We start from the raw sequence: 17,412 nt of genomic DNA, 5'->3' as shown, positions 1-17,412 counted from the left end.
TTTTTCTGAGAGGACCAGTCAGGTTTCGAAAACCCGACTGGTTTGTACTGCAAAATTCAACTTAGTATCCTGGATTCTGAGGGAATCCGGATGCACCACCCTCAGCTCTATCGATCTGATTCTGAGGAATTGGCCTCAGCACGTGGAAATCTTTGATATTTGGAGCAGCCTGTGCATTGTGCAGTTTTACTCGCTCAACCAATACATTCCATCGCTTCAGATCCAACCATCTAACTTGCTCTCCAGTCAATTCTCTTGCTCGTTCTTCCATCAGGAATTCCATGGTCATTTGAGCAGGGGTGATTTCCATTGCCGCTTGCTTTCCAGGGAATGCTGCTCTTCGTCTGACTGCATTCATAGCATCTGTTGCCTCCGCTACTTTTCCCTGACGCAAAAGCGACTCTGCAAGGAGTAAATAGGTTTCTCCCAATCGCATAGCAGGGTAATCACGACCACCTTGCTCTTGTGTCAAATCAGCCCTTCCCGGATCCAAGTGTTTTTTCAATGGTGGGAAGAGTCTTTCATCATAGCGGCTGGGAACCAAAACCTGATATTTTTTGGTGGCTCTTTCCGCTAGGGACATTTCAAAACCAGGGATGTAGATCGCAGTGTCCCCAAGTGCGAATGTCACGGATGGCTTGGAGAGGTCAAAGTTTGTATTGTAAGTTCCCGGTCTGTTGGCATAATACACGTCAATAAAGGAAGCTTTGTATCTGCTGTCATTTACCCGATCTCCAAATACGGTGTTGATCGCGTAAGGAGTCATTCGATATCGCTTGAACGGACGCCCGTTTTGTGTGTCTCTACGCATTCCCGGCTGAACGTCATACTCCATCAGAAAATACAAGTGGGAGTTGTTTCCGTTGTTAGCGGATGGATTTGCTGGAGTATTTGCTTGTTGATTGGTCAACGGATCACGAGTATACTGAATAGCAAAAACTATTTCGTCATTCCGCTCATTTCCAAACTGATGAATTTGAGCATAGTTAGGTAAAAGGATGAATCCGTAATCATTGATCACACTTTTCAAGAGTGGTTCTGCGCTTGCATAATCACTGGCTTGACCAGCCTCAGAAGTTGCTCTCGTGATGAAGACTTTCGCTAATAAATGCTGAGCGGCGGGTCTTGTGGCTCTTCCATACTGATTAGAAGCTTTTACCGCTTCCAAATCAGGAATAGCTGTTTGTAGGTCATTAATAATTGCATCATAAACGGCAGCTACGGGAGCCCTTGTGACCACTTTGTTTGGCACCTTGTTTTCAGTTAACTGCAAGTCTACCGGACCAAATAACTGAACCAACAAGAAATAGTGATGCGCCCGGATAAATTTGACTTCGGCTATCCGTTGCTTTTTGACCGCCTCACTTATTCCTGTCACGTTTACCGACCGATCAATTACTGCATTACAGGTGTTGATACCTCGGTACAATTCGTCCCATAGTTCTCGAACGTGACCATTCTGGGAATCAAATTGATTGGTATAGGTATTCATGAATTTCCAAGAACCGTCCGCACCATTGGTATAGATATCCGTACCGAATTCTGTGAAATTATTGCCACGTTCGGAACCATACCATACTCTTAATGAGGTATATGCTGCATTTACTCCATCTTCGAGACCTTTAGCAGTATTTAGGTAATCATTCCCGATTTGCGAGATTACATCTTCCTGAAGCGCATCCTGGCATGAAAACGCAAGCGAAAGCGTCACTGCTAAAGCACTTGTTTTGATCCAGGATTTGATTTGATATGTATTCATTGATTTTTTCATCGTTCAATTAGCTTTTAGATTAAAACTTCACGTTGACACCAAACGTGTACTGAACCACAGGCGGAGAGATGTTTCCACTCACTTCACCGGCATTCACACCTTGCTCTCCATCTGTGAATGTCTCTGGGTCAATACCCTTATGAACTGAACGGTATTCAGAGAATATGAACGGATTCTGGATGCTGCTGAATATTCTTAGGCTGCTAAATCCTAGCTTTTTCAAAGCCACATCACCTACGGTGTAACCAATATTGATGTTTCTAACCTTTACAAATGTGCCATCAAATAGAGACATGGACGTGTTGTATTTCGGAAACTCTTGGTTTTCGTTCGGTCTTGGATAGGCGTTGGTAGGATTGGTTGGGGTCCAGTAGTCTACAGCTAAGTTGTTGTATCGACCAAAGAGGTTATTGTTACTTTGGTGAAACTGGGATCGAATCATCGAACCAAATCGTCCGAACACGAAGAAAGAAAGGTCAAAACCTTTGTAAGCAAATCTGTTGGTAATACCCAATGCAAAATCAGGAACTGCGGAACCCAAGAACTGACGGTCAAGCGAGTTAATTCTTCCGTCTCCATTAAGGTCTTCGATTTTGATTTCTCCCGGCTTATCTCCAAAGCTTGTTGCTTGGTCCAACTCACTGGTCTGCCAGATCCCGATTTTCTTCAAGTCATAAAAGATCGTCAAAGGCTTGCCAATAAATCTGCCCGCTGCGATATCGTCACCGTTTGGCAGAGATACGATTTCCTCTCTGTTTCTGGTGAAAATGATGTCAGTAGACCAAGTGAAATCACCCTTCTCAATATTCAAGGTGGAAAGCGAAAGTTCCACACCTCGGTTTTGAGTTTTACCGATGTTGGTGATAAATCCGCCAAAACCAGTTGAGTTCGGAAGTGGCTGAGGGGCGAGGAGGTCAGAAGTATTGGTAATGTAATATTCCACACTACCCATCACCCTTCCTTTGAAAAAGGAGAAGTCTAGGCCCGTATTGAACGTGGTGGATGTTTCCCATCTCAAATCCGGATTACCGATGGTATTTGGTCTGTAACCGAACGCGGCGGTATTATCCCACGCATAGGAGGTCCGTCCGAGTAAAGCCTGAGTTTGGTAGGGATTGATCGCCTGGTTACCGATGGATCCATAACTCACTCTGAACTTCATCAAATCGACTTTGGATGAATTTTTCAGGAAAGATTCCTGATGCATGTTCCAGCCGAATGCTACAGAAGGGAAGTAGCCAAACTTGTTATTTTCACCGAATCGGGAGCTACCGTCTGCTCGGACAGTACCTGTCAAGAGGTATTTTCCTTTGTAATCATAGTTTAATCTTGCCATATAGGAAAGCAGGGACCATTCTACCAAGTTTGTATTTGCACCGGTAATCTGAGCCGCATCTCCCAATCTGTGATAAAGTTGGGATGGTGCCGGGATGTCTTGTACACTGATCGTTGTCTGCTCAAATCTATCCTGTTGGAAAGACTGCAAGGCAGTCAAATTGAAGGTGTGTACCTGATTTACTGTTTTAGTGTAGGACAGGATGTTTTCCAGTGTATAGTTGAACTGGAAGCGATCATCCACACTTCCGGTAGGAGGTCCGCCTCGTCTTGCATTGGTCTGGGAACCTGTGAATCTTCCCGATCTTCGGATGTTCAAATCAGGTCCAAATACGACACGATACGTCAATCCTTTTGCTATATCCCAATTTCCATAAAAGCTGGTAAAGGCGCGATATCTTCTGGTTTCATCTACTTGTGCGCCTGGCACGATCTCAGCAAACGGGTTTGTTCTCAGACCATCTGAAGTAGGAAGAAAAATCAAATTACCGTCGTCATCGTAAGGCTTTCCAAGTGGGTTTTCTGCTAAGGCACCACCCAACGGATTGAAATTCTCTCCGTTTCGGTCACTTCGGGTGAATAGGGTAGAAGTACCGACTTTGATTTTACTGGTGATTGCGTGATCCAAATTCACCCTGAAGGTATAGCGGGTAAAGTCTTGATTAATGATCACACCCACATCTTTAAAATAGTTTGCTGAAATGAAAAAGGTGGTTTTTTCACTTCCTCCACTTACTCCAATTTGATGACTTTGGATATTACCAGTCTGCATCAAACCCGCGGGGTAGTCGATGCTACGACCCGAGGCAATACCCTCCAGTTCGATTGGTTCAAAGATTTTAGCATCGGCTTCCGGTGTGGCTGGTCCTTCAGGATAATTCCCGGTCGCTCTTCGGGATTCTCTTTTGTATTCAGCAAAGGCCGGACCGTCAAAAACTTCAATCCTGCCCAATTCTTTATTAGAGCCATAATATGAGTCGAATGAAACTACGGTTTTACCTACGTTGCCTCTTTTGGTAGTGATCAATACTACGCCGTTAGATCCTCTGGAACCATAAATTGCCGTGGCAGACGCATCTTTCAAGACCTCCATGGATGTAATGTCCTGAGGGTTGATGTCTTCAATTCCACCCACTGTAGGAATTCCATCTATCACGTACAAAGGTTCATTGGAGGCGTTAAAGGATCTACGACCACGAATACGTACTTGTGGTGCAGAGCCTGGCTTTGAACCAGCTTGTGTGACATCCACGCCTGCTGCACGTCCTTGAAGTGCCTGGCGGGCATCCGTGATCGGAAGTTCCTGGATTTCTTTATTTCCTACAGAAGAGATAGCTCCCGTGAGCTGACTCTTTTTTACTGTGCCATAACCTACTACTACCACTTCTTCCAAATCTGAAAGGTCAGGACTGAGGTTTACATTGATTTGGCTTCTGTTGCCGATGGTTTCTTCTATTGGATTATAGCCAATAAATGAGAAAACCAGCACGCCTGTAGCTGGGCCGGAGATGGAATACTTTCCATCTAAATCTGTGGTGGTGCCTGAAGTGGTACCCTTAAGGAGAATAGTCACACCCGGTAGGGGTGAGCCTGTTTCATCCGAAACGGTCCCAGTCACTTGGACATTCTGTGCCTGCGTGTATCCAACACTAAGCAACAGCATCAACACCACCGATAGGCAGGTGTAAAATTTTGTACGCATAAGTAAAAGGGGTTATTGTTATAAGATAGAATTGGTTTCAACATGTTTTGCTCTTTCGTGGATGATGAGTGGAAAAATTCATCCGATTTCCTACTTAAAAGGTAGACAGAAGGATAAGGATGATCAACCTATTGAAAGCTGTATTTACGGAATCGATTGCGAGCGGATTTCGGAATGAGAGGTAGGTAAAGGTGAATTCCAGAATCGAATATTTTAGTAGGAATTCTTTACAAAGAATTTATTTTTCCGGGAATCTATTTCCAATTTTTGAATCGTAGCTAGACGATTGATATTGAGAGGGTTGAATTGATTAATCAATTCAATTTTAAGTAAAAGATACCGGACTTGATTTTAGGGTGAAAATTGGAAAACACCACTACCTAAATCGAGGAATCAATGGTGGAAAGAGGTAATCAAAAAAACACCTGCTCTTGAATCAAAAGCAGGTGTCTGAAATTAAGAAAACCAATTTTTTGTTTATGAATTTAGATTTTAGGAGGCTCCCAGCCTTTTTCATATTCCCTTGTCCAGAGAGCTTTTGCCTTTTCGGAATTTTGGATGTGTCCATTCTTAGGATCGCAGACCAAAGTCTCTCCGGTTCGGCTGCTAATATTTGCCAGATGACAAAGAAGTGTAGAAACAGCTCCTTCCTCGATGTTGGAATTTTGTTTCTCAAGACCGCGAACAGCATTGAAGAAGTTGACCACGTGGGTGGTACTCATATCTCCACCGCCCCCGAGTTGGGTTCCTCCTTCTGTGCCGCCTCCCATATTCTCTTTCACCAGTTTTCCACTTCGGTCAAATTGTCTGTATCCGCCTCGGTCCACATAGACTGAACCTTCAGTACCATAAATGATGGTTCCCCGGTCCGAGCCGTAGGTCTTGTAGCTGTTTCTGCTTTTTCCATCCCATTGAATAACTTTATTATCACCAAATTTGAAGGTCGCGTCCATGGTGTCATACATCGTCCAGCCATCTTCGGGATAGTGCATTTTACCAGCGACAACTATCACTTCACTCGGATAATCCACTTGAAGTGCCCATCGCGCTATATCAAGCTCGTGGGTGGCATTGTTTCCAGTTTCTGCAGTGCCGTAGTCCCAGCCGTACCAATGCCAGTTGTAATCCCAAGTATCGTGCATGTAGGGCTTTCGCGGAGCGGGACCTTGAAAAAGCTCCCAATCCAAACCGGCAGGTGCTGCCTGTGCTTTTGGATTAGGAACTACTCCGCGATTATTGCTATAGAAAGCTTTGGCCATGAAGGCCTTTCCAATCGCTCCATTATGAATCGCGGCGATGATTTCACGGCTTTCTGGAGCAGAACGCTGCTGATTACCCATTTGCACTACTTTATTGTATTTTTTTTGCAGTGCAATCAGCAGTTCACCCTCACGAGGATTGTGGGAGCAGGGCTTCTCCACATAGACGTGCTTTCCACGCTCCAAGGCAAGCCAAGTACCCGGCGCATGCCAATGATCCGGAGTCGCATTGATCAACACATCGACTTCCCTGTCATCCAATACTTTCATGATATTCTGTTCCTGCTTGGGTACATAGTCGATGTATTTCTCGAAGTTTTTTGCTGCTTTAGGCATCTGGGATTGCATGGCATCGCAGAGGTAAAGCAAGTTTACATTACTGGATGCCAATCCAATAGGCTCATAAAATGCCCCCAGTCTTCTTCCCAGGCCGGCAATGGCTACATTCAGCCGCTCATTTGCTCCTATAATTTTAGCGTATGATTTGGGTGAAAAACCCACTGCTCCCAAAGCAGACAGGCCCAAAGTCGCAGCTGTGCTTTTCTTGATAAATTCTCTTCTGTTGTGCTTATTCATAATTCCAGCTATTAGTTAAGCGTCTTGATTTTGATGTTTTTGAAGCTTACTTCATCGCCATGATCCTGAAGAAGAATGTGTCCTTCAGGAGCTTCGCCGAAGTTTTCCCAGATTTTGTACTTGCTTCCGGCAACTAAGTTTTTGTATTCCTGAGATCCTCTGACATATTCCAATACTTTGACCCCATTCAGGTAGTGCTCCACACGATTGTCAGGATAGACCACCACTCGGCCTTTGTTCCATTCGCCGATTGGTTTCATAAACCGCGGTTGCTTATCAGCTTTGATCAAGTCATAAAGTGAAGCTAGGGTTCGGTTTCCTTCAATTCCCATTTTGGCATCAGGATGCTTTTCATCGTCCAGAATCTGGTATTCCAGACCTATTGCCGAACCTTTGTTGCCTTCAGAAAGTGTCACGAAATATTTCAAACCGCTGTTTGCCCCTTCGGTCAACTTAAATTCGAATGCAAGGTCAAAGGCTGAGAATTTCTCTGTGGTCACAATGTCACCTGCATTTTGAGATTCGCTGCCGTCTGTTTTGGCAATGGTAAGCACTCCGTCACTCACACTCCACCCGGATTCTGGGAATGTTTCTTTGTAAGCACCTTTCCAGCCTTCACTGTTTTGACCGTTGAACAACAGTCTCCAGCCCTTGGCGATTTCATAGTCTGTCAACTTATTCAGGTTATTGTTGACTACAAATAAATCCTTATTGAAAGGTTGAGAAATCAGGTTTTCGGTTTGGACTTTTACATTCTTAAAATAAGTCTTTCGTCCAGCATGAGTAGAATCCCGGATACTGTGTACCTGAAGACCGATAAATCCGGTTTTGTCCATGTCATCTACTAAATAAGCGACTTCCTGACCGTTGATCCATGTTTTGAGTTCATTCCCGATTGCTTCGATTCGATAGTGATTGTATTCCCCCATCTTAAAAGCTGATTTTGCATCAGGGTTTAGTTCCAGAGGATACAGCCAACCTCTTCGGGCTTCGTCATAGATTCCGCCTGACCATGCTCTATCCGTCGGGTCAGCCTCGATCTGATATCCAAATACGAGTCCTTTACCTTCACGGGCAGCAGGATCGAATTGACCCCGAGCCATCACGCCAGAGTTGCTTGTCAGATCTTCGATCTTGAGATCGAGCTCAAGGATAAAATCTCCGTAAGTAGCCTCAGTGATCAGAAATGTGTTGGGTGAGCCAGCAACCGACGTTCCGATTATTTCCTCGCCCACCACTTCAAATGGGGCTGTTCCAGCTACTGCTTTCCATCCGCTTAGATCTTTTCCGTTGAATAGTTCGGTCCAATTATCTTCGGATTTAGGTTCCTGTGCACAGCTGAATAGGGCGATACCGGAGAGAAAGAAGAGATTCTTTCTTAATGAATAGTTCATCGATTTTTTGTTTTGGGTTGATTTTAAAATTCCAGATAAAAGCCAGTAGGGACAATAGATCTAAAGTCTAATCTACGGAATCGATTGCGAGTAATTCTCATTAAAATAGGACAAATGGTGGTTTGACGCTTTTTATCGGAAAACTCCCAACCTACTTTCTTACTTTTGCGCATGCTTGATTTCAACCAAAAAGGAAAAGTATTTATCACCTGCAAGGATCGCTCGGTCAGTTACCTGGAGCAGGAAGTTCGTGAACTGGGTTTTGTGCCGACATCAGTCATCAGAACGGGCCTCGAACTCCAGGCGAGCTTGGAAGACTGCATGGATCTTAACCTGCATCTACGTACAGCTTCTCATGTGCTCTATGAGCTTAAGTCGTTTTATCTCCAAAATGCAGATGATATCTATCGTAAGTTCAAATCCATTCCTTGGGAAGAGTATTTGGATGTGGACGGCTATTTTTCTGTAAATTCAGTTGCTGAAAACGAGTCAATTACCACTCCTTTGATTGTGAATGTCAAAGTAAAAGATGCGATCGTGGATCGTTTTCGGGAGTTGAAGGGTAGAAGGCCGGATTCCGGGTCAGATTTTTCAGGCTTGGTGATTCAGGTGTATTGGAAACAGACTCAAGCTTCGGTCTATCTGAATACTTCGGGGGAGACTTTGGCTAAGCATGGTTACCGGAAAATTCCGGGTAAAGCCCCGATGATGGAAGCCTTGGCTGCAGCCACAATTTATGCGACGGAGTGGAATACTAGAGTGCCTTTCATTAACCCGATGTGTGGCTCGGGAACTTTGGCGATCGAAGCGGCACTTATGGCAACCAGACGCTATCCTGGACTTTTCCGGGATCATTATGCGTTTCAACATCTATTAGGCTATCAGGAAGAAGCTTTTTTGGCCAAAAAGAAAAAACTCGAAGGAAAAATCGTGGAGGCAACCGAAGTGAAAATCATTGCTTCCGACATCTCACTGCAAGCGATATCGTTTGCGCAGGAAAATGCGGCTTTTGCAGGCGTGGATCACATGATTGAATTCCAAACCTGTGATTTTGCCGAAACTGAAATTCCCGAAAAGCCGCGTGGAGTCATCATGTTTAATCCGGAATATGGTGAGCGACTGGGGGAAAACGATGAATTGGAAATCACCTACAAGCGGATGGGTGACTTTATGAAACAGAAATGTGCCGGTTACCGAGGTTATATTTTTACGGGAAATCTCGAGTTGGCAAAAAAAGTGGGACTTAAAGCCAGCCGGAGAATTGAATTCTGGAACGGAACGATCGATTGTCGATTGTTGAAATATGAGCTTTTTGAAGGCAGCCGGGAACCAAGGGTCAAATAAAGTGGTCAGTTTGGAGCCAAATTAGGCCAGTGGGAGTATAGAACATTGACTGCCTCAGGCTCCGCCTTTGGAATGAACATGGGAGTGGGGGAGATGTTGAATTCAAAAAAGATTCTCCTGTTTATTGCCGGTTCGAAAAAAAAAAGCCTTTCATAAGCTGTTGAGGGTAGAAATATCGACGCAGTTACCTGCCTCAATGCTTTGGCTTCATCCAAACCTGCATGTTTTGGTTGATGAAAGTGTAATTTGATTTTTAGGTTTACCGGAACAAAAAAAGGGGACCAGTTTTCTCTAAGCAGAATGGAAAGCTAATCCCAAGCAATGGGAGAACTCGAACCCAAGCCTGGATTAAAAACAAAAAAGCCCCGGATTTTTCCAGGGCTTTAAGCGGAATGGACGGGACTCGAACCCGCGACCTCCTGCGTGACAGGCAGGCATTCTAACCAGCTGAACTACCACTCCAATTTTTTTTGATTCAATAACTCTGACCAGCGACTTTGCCGATAAATCGGATCGTTCTTACCAGCTGAACTACCCCTCGTTAATGGTTTAGCTTTTATTTGATCGTATGCGGAATGGACGGGACTCGAACCCGCGACCTCCTGCGTGACAGGCAGGCATTCTAACCAGCTGAACTACCACTCCGTTTTATTCCCTCTCGTTTGAAGTGGTGCAAAGGTATGGAATTGATCTTTTTCTGCAAGACAAGATTTTAATAAATTTCATTACTCATTCTATCTGGTTATGATTCAGTTAAATAATTTTTAAATAAGAGGATGCCGTTTACTCCAAGATCAGAACTTTGTCACTATGGGATAATCCTTATCTTTGTCACTCCAAAAAAATCAACAAAATGGTATTAGAATTCGAGAAACCCATTGCTGATTTAGAGCAAAAACTTCAAGAGATGAAAGACTTGGCAAAAGGTCGAAATATAGATCTGACCAGTGATATTGAGTCTTTGGAAGATAAAATTCTTGCTTTGAAAAAAGAGACTTTCGAAAACCTCACCCGCTGGCAGCGAGTCCAGCTCTCCAGACATGCAGACCGACCCTATGCTCTGGATTACATTTACGAGATTACCAACGATTTTATTGAGCTACATGGTGACCGAAGTGTAAAAGACGACAAAGCTATGGTAGGCGGTTTAGGTGACATAGAAGGTCGGACAGTCATGTTTATCGGTCAGCAAAAAGGGCGAAACACCAAGCAACGTCAGGAACGTAACTTTGGAATGGCGAATCCGGAAGGATATCGCAAAGCGCTTCGTTTGATGAAAATGGCGGAGAAATTTGGCAAACCCATTGTTACCTTGATTGATACCCCCGGTGCATTTCCCGGTTTGGAAGCCGAGGAGCGTGGTCAGGGAGAAGCGATTGCCAGAAACCTGAAAGAGATGTTCATGCTGAAGGTTCCTGTGATTTGTATTATTATCGGAGAAGGGGCTTCTGGTGGAGCTCTGGGAATTGCAATTGGAGACCGCGTCTTCATGTTGGAAAATACTTGGTACTCTGTAATCTCTCCTGAGTCCTGTTCTTCAATTCTTTGGAGATCTTGGGATTACAAAGAACAAGCTGCAGAAGCACTTAAGCTGACTGCAAGAGATATGAAAGGCAACGGGCTGATCGATGATATTATACCTGAGCCACTAGGAGGTGCTCATCGGGATCTGAAATGGATGAGTAAAACCATCAAAGAAGCAATTCTTAATTCCCTGAAGGAGCTGGACAAGCAAAAACCCGAAAAACGAATCGAAAGCCGAATTGAGAAATTCTGCTCCATGGGAGTAGTCGTTGAGTAATAATTTGAAAATTTGATATCCCGATAGCTATCTGGAGAGATTGCGGAAACGCAAATCCAATGAATAAACCAAAAGCAATCTATCCACCCTGGGAAAGGTTGCTTTTGGTTTTTAAACCCTAAAGAACTGAGCCTAAAATGGAATTATACAGTGTTAATACCGGATTTTTTAAGTTGGATGGCGGAGCCATGTTTGGAGTGGTACCAAAGACCCTTTGGACACGAACCAATCCTGCTGACGAAAATAACCTGTGTACCTGGGCCATGAGGAGTCTTTTGGTAGTGGATGGGAATCGCTTGGTACTGATCGATAATGGTATCGGGGACAAACAAGACTCAAAATTTTTGGCTCATTATTACCTTCATGGGGATGATTCTCTGAAAGGAAATCTTCATCGACTTGGCGTCAGTTTTCACCAAATCACTGATAATTTTCTCACTCACTTGCATTTTGATCATTGTGGAGGGGGAGTGAGCTATGGTTCACACGGGCAATATGAAATGACTTTTCCCCGGGCGACCTACTGGTCAAATGAGGATCATTGGAATTGGGCAACTGTCCCTAATCCAAGAGAGAAGGCTTCATTCCTTACAGAGAACATTATTCCGATGCAGGAACTGGGACAATTGCAGTTTTTGAATTTAGGTCAGAAAAATCTTTTTCCCGGCTTTGACTTTATTACAGCCGATGGTCATACAGACAAGCAGATGCTGCCCAAAATTCAATACAAAGGAAAAACCCTTGTTTTCATGGCTGATTTGCTTCCCTCAGTTGGGCACATTCCCTTACCCTACGTTATGGGATATGATACAAGACCCTTACTGACAATGAGCGAAAAGCAGGCATTTCTGGAGGAAGCCGCCCGTGAGGAGTACGTTCTCTTTCTCCAGCATGATCCCGTCAATGAATGCTGTACCGTGAAAATGACAGACAAAGGAGTTCGTCTAGATCAAACTTTCAGACTCGCTGAAATCGAGTAAGTCTGAAATACTACCTAATGCTATACTTATTTAGTTAATCGAGATTCCATATGGCCTTTAAAAAACAGATCATAATCTTATGAAATCTAAATTGAAAGTCGGTATTGCGCTTTCAGGAGGGGGAATACGGGGGATTTCGCATCTGGGGGTTTTAAAGGCCCTGGATGAAATAGGGATTGTCCCCGCGAAACTTTCAGGAACTTCAGCCGGAGCGATCGTTGGTGCGATGTATTGCCAAGGTTATCATCCGGAGGAAATCCTCAAAATTATTGTCGAGACGAATTATTTTAAGTTTATGCGTCCCGCCATTTCATGGAACGGAATTTTGAAAATGGAAAGTGTGGGCAATCTTTACAAGATTTACCTCCCTCACAATGATTTTGCGCAGCTCAAAATTCCACTCGCCATAGCAGCTACTGACATCCAGCGGGGAAAGGTCGTGTACTTTGACGAGGGCGAATTGATAAAGCCTATTATGGCCTCCAGCAGTATTCCGGGGATGTTTGAACCGATTGTGATTGATAAAAAGTACCTGGTCGATGGAGGAGTGCTCAATAATTTGCCAGTCGAGCCTTTGGAAGGGATTTGTGACTTTGTGATCGGGGTCAATTGTAATCACCTACCGGAGGAGAGTAATATTAGAAACATGAAAAAACTGATCGAGCGGACAGTAATCATGGCAATGAATTACAACGTCTACAGCCGGAAAGCAAAATGTGATTATTTTATTGAAGCTCCGGGATTAGGAAGGTTTGGTGTATTTGACATCAAAAAGGCCCCTGAATTGTTTCAGGCCGGATATGATCAAACCATGAAAGTGATTGAAGAAAATCCTGCAATTTTAGACTTAGCAAATCCAAGTGCAAAACATTTATCCCTATGATGAAGCTTCTTTCCAGATTTATATTCTGGATTTCAGGTTGGTCATTGAATAACAAATGGCCGGAAGGATTGAAAAAAGCCGTTTTAATCGCCATTCCGCACACTTCCAATTGGGATATCCTGTACGCACGGGCTGGGTTTTTTCTCATGGATATTCCGGTTCGATTTACTATAAAAAAGGAAGCAATGGTCGGTCCATTAGGTTGGTTATTGCGCGGATTGGGTGCCATTGCCATCGATCGTAAGCGAATTCCGGGAGGACGCCAGCAGACCTATACCGAAGCAATGATCAATATGCTCAACGGACGGGATGAACTCGTGGTGATGGTGACTCCGGAGGGAACACGAAGTGCCGTAAAAAAATGGAAATCAGGATTTTATCATATCGCACTTGGAGCCAATGTCCCGATTGTGGTGGGTTACTTGGATTACAAGAAAAAGGAAGCAGGAATAGGACCTTGCCTCTATCCAAACGGCGATATGGATGGGCAAATAGAAGAGTTAAAAGCCTTTGGTAGAACTGTGACAGGCAGACATCCTGAGAAAGGGATTATTTGAAAGTCTGAATTCTAAAATCAGAAATCTGAAGTCTTCCATTTTCCAAACCTCCTACCTTCCAAGCCTCTTATTCTTTCTTAAAATCCAAACTTATAGAATTGATACAATAGCGGATTCCTCCCTGATCTTTGGGTCCGTCAGGAAAACGGTGACCTAAGTGACCGCCACATTTGCCGCAGAGGATCTCCTCCCGGATCATAAAATGGCTGTAATCCATATTGACTTCAATCGCCTCAGGCTTTACTGGTTTGGTAAAGCTGGGCCAGCCGCAGCCACTGTCGTACTTATCCGAGGAGTGAAAAATCTCATTTCCACAGGCTTTACATTCATAGATTCCCGTTTCCTTATTCAAATAATACTGACCGGTAAAAGGCCTCTCGGTTCCTTTTTTCCTTAATACATGATAGGATTGGGGATCCAAAATCTCTTCCCATTCAGATTCGGATTTTTGGACTTCGAAGTTTTTTTGCTCTTTCTTTTTCATACCTATCAGAAACCCATTTTTTCCCGGTAAAGTTTACCCTTTTCTGTTTTTCGAAAAACCCAATTTGGTGCTGTATCAATTTCCTGCCTGAGCATCAGATTACGATGGGCTGAGTGATGGTGTATATGCCTAAGATTTTACAGGAAATCCTCTAAAACTGGGTATTCCATCGATTTAGATTCATTTATCCATCGGCTTTAGCAAAGTTCCTTACTCACTCCAAAGGGAATGCCCAAGACTTTGCTCCATTTTCAAAAAATCAAGTTTCATCAATCGCTTGTAGTATTATTGAGCAGGCTGCTCTGATTTGATCTTCAGAAATAATCAAGGGCGGAGCTATCCGCATCGAGTCGTCGCAAAATAAGAACCAATCCGTAATCACTCCCAATTCGATCGCACGATCTATGATAGGCTTGAGGACATCAAATGATTCAAATTCCACAGCTATCATCAATCCTTTATTTCGGAAACCTTTGATTTTTGGGTGAAGGAGCAAGCTTTTAAACAGCTCAGCTTTTACTTCCACTTGATCAATGAGTTTTTCTTCTTGAAGGATTTTAATTGTGGCTAAGGATGCTGCCGCGCTCACAGGATGCCCACCAAAGGTGGTGATATGACCTAATAAGGGATTATTTTTGAAAGCCCCCATTACTTCCTTGTTGGCTATAAATGCGCCGATTGGCATTCCACCACCCATTCCTTTTGCACACACGACCATATCCGGGATGATCTCAAAATGCTCGAAAGCCCAAAATCTCCCTGTTCGGCCAAATCCTGCCTGGATTTCGTCCAAAATTAAAAGAGTGCCTGTTTCATCACAGCGTTTTCTCAAAGCCTGAAAATACTCCGGACAAGCAACCCGGATTCCGGCTTCACCCTGAATGGTTTCGATAACAACTGCCGCGGTTTGATGGGTGATTTTTTCCAAATCCGAAAAACTCCCATAATAAATGTGACTGATTCCAGGCAGTAAAGGACGATATGCCCGTTTGAATACTTCATTTCCACCCACACTCAGCGCGCCATGACTGGATCCATGGTAAGCATCCACACAAGAAATTAATTCCCTTCTATTGGTGTAGCGCTTGGCTAGTTTGAGTGCACCTTCTATGGCTTCCGAACCGCTGTTTACCAAGTATACATTGTCCAGATGGGAGGGTAGTGTGTCGCAAAGCGCCTTTGCCAATAGCGTCTGAGGTGTCTGCACATATTCCCCATACACCATCAAGTGAAGGTATTTATCCAGCTGTTCTTGGATAGCCATCAGGACTTTGGGGTGGCGATGACCCACATTACTTACTCCGATTCCTGAAATCAGGTCAATGTATTGCTCTCCGTTTGGTCCAAATAGATAAATTCCCTCCGCTTTTTCCACTTCGATCAGTAAGGGAAAGTCAGTAGTCTGAGCCAGATGAGAAAGAAAAAGTTGGCGGTTGTTCATTTTTTTAAACTCTGGTCAAAAACTTGAAAAACGGAAGAATATCCCCAAAGGAAGCTTCTTTCCCTGTTTTTCTTCCAAATACAACTCTCCTTGCTCCGGATTTTTTACTTGACCGAAATTGGACCGAATCAAATTGGCAGCAATAAGTGATGAGAAACTCAGGGAATACATATTGAGTAGGAGAAAATGATTCTTTGGATCTAAAATCTCCGCACAAGTTTTCAGCATTTCGTTGATTTGTTCCTCGAGAATCCATTTTTCTCCCTCAGGCCCGCGACCATACGCCGGAGGATCGAGAATGATTCCCTGATAGGTATTTCCTCTTCTAGCCTCACGCTTGACGAATTTCATCGCGTCATCAACCATCCAACGAATCCCATCCAGTCCTGAGGACTCCATGTTATGCTTGGACCAAGTGACGACTTGCTTGACCGAGTCAAGGTGTGTCACCTCAGCGCCGGCAGCTCTGCAAGCCACACTGGCTGCACCGGTGTAAGCAAAGAGGTTTAGGACTTTTGGTTTTTCTCCGGGAAAAGCTTTGATTTTTTGATACAGATAATCCCAATTCACAGCTTGTTCCGGAAAAAGTCCGATATGTTTAAACGAAGTCTGAGCCAGGTTTAATTTCATTTTTAACCCATCCTGATTTTCATAATCGATTGACCAGTTGTGGGGCATGGGTTTGATTTGTTGCCATTGACCTTTTTCGGGATTGTTTTTTTCCTTGGCAAAATGCGCATGCGCCAATTTTCTCCACTCAGATTCGGGAAGTGTCTTGTCCCAAATGGCCTGAGGTTCGGGTCTGCTAAGAATATATTTCCCAAATCGCTCCAGTTTTTCGAAGCCTCCGGTATCGATCAATTCATAGTCTGCCCACGGTCCGGGGCAAAGTGAGAGGATGGTTTCTATCATTGGCGCAATTTAGTTTTTTTGCCCAAGAGTCTGAGGAAACCGGGAGATCATCCGGCCATTTCCATCGTAAATTCTTAAACTTTGAGCTCACTCAAAACTGTCTCACTGTATTCCCAAAGTTTCGCAGCCAACTCTTTATTCAAGGCAGTGGAGGTGGGGGACTTTGGTTTTTTGCGGACGTAGTAACTTCCATTTCTGAGTTTGGAAGCAGGAGTTTTTGCAAGAAAGATGGTGGTTTGTGCTCCGGATTTTGGACTGATGAAAAAGAGCTGGGTAAGGCGAATTATACCTTTTGCAATACCGGAAGTCTCAGCGCCAAAAGCCGTTCTCACCGCCCCCGGATGCAGGGAGTAAGCACTTATTCCATAAGATTCAAACCTGTTTTTCAACTCATTGGTGAAGAGAATGTTATACAGCTTCACTTTGCTATATGCAGCTACTGTATTCGCTGATTTTTTGAGGCTGAGATCTGCACTTGGATCACCTGAGATCCGATGTGCTTCTGAACTGACATTGATGATTTTTGCCTTTCCTTTTTTCAAAGCGGGCATGAGACACTTAGTCAACAAAAAATGTCCGAGGTGATTTGTGGCAAATGTCAGGTCAAGTCCTTCAGAAGTCAGTTTTTTTGCCGGGTACATTCCACCGGCATTGTTGATGAGGACATCAATTTGATCGGCCAAGCCTAAGATTTCATTGGCGCCGGTGACTACTGATTTCATCTCACTGAGGTCAACGGACACAAGGTGAATTTTATTTTTATCAGGTAAACCCTCAATCATTTTCTTTGCCTTATCCCTATTTCTGACCGGTAGAATGACTTTTTTGAATTCAGGCAACAATTCTTTCAATGTCTCCCAACCAATCCCCGAGGTACTTCCTGTCAATACTAAATTCATGTGGTGTATAGTTTAAATAGACTACTCAATTTATAGGGAGTTGGTTTTCAGGAATCTAATTTTATACTCCGAAT

General features: G+C 43.8%; 13 protein-coding genes and 2 tRNA genes. 5 read left to right on the top strand and 10 right to left on the bottom strand.

Annotated features, from left to right (window positions below):
• Positions 1-61: 61 nt before the first annotated feature.
• The 4 genes from C4S61_RS03890 to C4S61_RS03875 form a co-directional block, all read right to left on the bottom strand.
• Positions 62-1,759, bottom strand: coding sequence for a RagB/SusD family nutrient uptake outer membrane protein (locus C4S61_RS03890; RefSeq protein WP_235009790.1), 1,698 nt, complete (start codon positions 1,757-1,759; stop codon positions 62-64).
• Between the two features lie 31 nt (positions 1,760-1,790).
• A complete protein-coding gene (locus C4S61_RS03885; RefSeq protein ID WP_103923489.1) occupies positions 1,791-4,808 on the bottom strand; it encodes a SusC/RagA family TonB-linked outer membrane protein in 3,018 nt (1,005 codons plus the stop codon).
• 485 nt (positions 4,809-5,293) lie between these two features.
• Entirely contained in the window at positions 5,294-6,643 is a 1,350-nt protein-coding gene (locus C4S61_RS03880) for a Gfo/Idh/MocA family protein (protein WP_103923488.1), read from the bottom strand.
• A gap of 11 nt (positions 6,644-6,654) precedes the next feature.
• A complete protein-coding gene (locus tag C4S61_RS03875) occupies positions 6,655-8,037 on the bottom strand; it encodes a 3-keto-disaccharide hydrolase (RefSeq protein ID WP_103923487.1) in 1,383 nt (460 codons plus the stop codon).
• 171 nt (positions 8,038-8,208) lie between these two features.
• On the opposite strand from C4S61_RS03875, the gene C4S61_RS03870 reads away from it, so the two are divergent.
• The gene (locus C4S61_RS03870) at positions 8,209-9,381 is read left to right on the top strand and encodes a THUMP domain-containing class I SAM-dependent RNA methyltransferase (protein WP_103923486.1); all 1,173 of its coding nucleotides are present in this window, start codon (positions 8,209-8,211) and stop codon (positions 9,379-9,381) included.
• Between the two features lie 388 nt (positions 9,382-9,769).
• Here C4S61_RS03870 and C4S61_RS03865 read toward each other — a convergent pair.
• Positions 9,770-9,843, bottom strand: a tRNA-Asp gene (locus tag C4S61_RS03865).
• Positions 9,844-9,952: 109 nt separating this feature from the next.
• Positions 9,953-10,026, bottom strand: a tRNA-Asp gene (locus C4S61_RS03860).
• Between the two features lie 208 nt (positions 10,027-10,234).
• Here C4S61_RS03860 and C4S61_RS03855 point away from each other — a divergent pair.
• From C4S61_RS03855 to C4S61_RS03840, 4 genes are all read left to right on the top strand, one after another.
• The gene (locus C4S61_RS03855; RefSeq protein ID WP_103923485.1) at positions 10,235-11,182 is read left to right on the top strand and encodes an acetyl-CoA carboxylase carboxyltransferase subunit alpha; all 948 of its coding nucleotides are present in this window, start codon (positions 10,235-10,237) and stop codon (positions 11,180-11,182) included.
• A 137-nt stretch (positions 11,183-11,319) separates the two neighbouring features.
• Positions 11,320-12,162: an MBL fold metallo-hydrolase gene (locus C4S61_RS03850; RefSeq protein WP_103923484.1), complete on the top strand. Its 843-nt coding sequence runs from the start codon at positions 11,320-11,322 to the stop codon at positions 12,160-12,162.
• A 79-nt stretch (positions 12,163-12,241) separates the two neighbouring features.
• Positions 12,242-13,045 carry a patatin-like phospholipase family protein gene (locus C4S61_RS03845; RefSeq protein WP_103923483.1) on the top strand — a complete coding sequence of 268 codons (804 nt, stop codon included), beginning with the start codon at positions 12,242-12,244 and terminating at the stop codon, positions 13,043-13,045.
• Positions 13,042-13,602, top strand: coding sequence for a 1-acyl-sn-glycerol-3-phosphate acyltransferase (locus C4S61_RS03840; protein WP_103923482.1), 561 nt, complete (start codon positions 13,042-13,044; stop codon positions 13,600-13,602). Before C4S61_RS03845 ends, C4S61_RS03840 begins: the two co-directional genes overlap by 4 nt.
• Positions 13,603-13,669: 67 nt before the next feature.
• On the opposite strand, the gene msrB is transcribed toward C4S61_RS03840, so the two are convergent.
• From msrB to C4S61_RS03820, 4 genes are all read right to left on the bottom strand, one after another.
• Positions 13,670-14,086 carry a peptide-methionine (R)-S-oxide reductase MsrB gene (msrB, locus tag C4S61_RS03835; RefSeq protein ID WP_103923481.1) on the bottom strand — a complete coding sequence of 139 codons (417 nt, stop codon included), beginning with the start codon at positions 14,084-14,086 and terminating at the stop codon, positions 13,670-13,672.
• A 259-nt stretch (positions 14,087-14,345) separates the two neighbouring features.
• Positions 14,346-15,527 (bottom strand): aspartate aminotransferase family protein, encoded by a 1,182-nt coding sequence (locus C4S61_RS03830; protein ID WP_103923480.1) that lies wholly within the window; start codon positions 15,525-15,527, stop codon positions 14,346-14,348.
• Positions 15,528-15,542: 15 nt separating this feature from the next.
• The gene (locus C4S61_RS03825; protein ID WP_103923479.1) at positions 15,543-16,439 is read right to left on the bottom strand and encodes a class I SAM-dependent methyltransferase; all 897 of its coding nucleotides are present in this window, start codon (positions 16,437-16,439) and stop codon (positions 15,543-15,545) included.
• Positions 16,440-16,513: 74 nt separating this feature from the next.
• Complete coding sequence (locus tag C4S61_RS03820) at positions 16,514-17,338, bottom strand: SDR family NAD(P)-dependent oxidoreductase (RefSeq protein WP_103923478.1); 825 nt, start codon at positions 17,336-17,338, stop codon at positions 16,514-16,516.
• Positions 17,339-17,412: the final 74 nt, after the last annotated feature.

The organism is Algoriphagus boritolerans DSM 17298 = JCM 18970, from assembly GCF_900108085.1.
Lineage (GTDB): Bacteria > Bacteroidota > Bacteroidia > Cytophagales > Cyclobacteriaceae > Algoriphagus > Algoriphagus boritolerans.
Note: the sequence above shows the minus strand (reverse complement) of the source record. Positions and strands in the feature narration are given on the sequence as shown.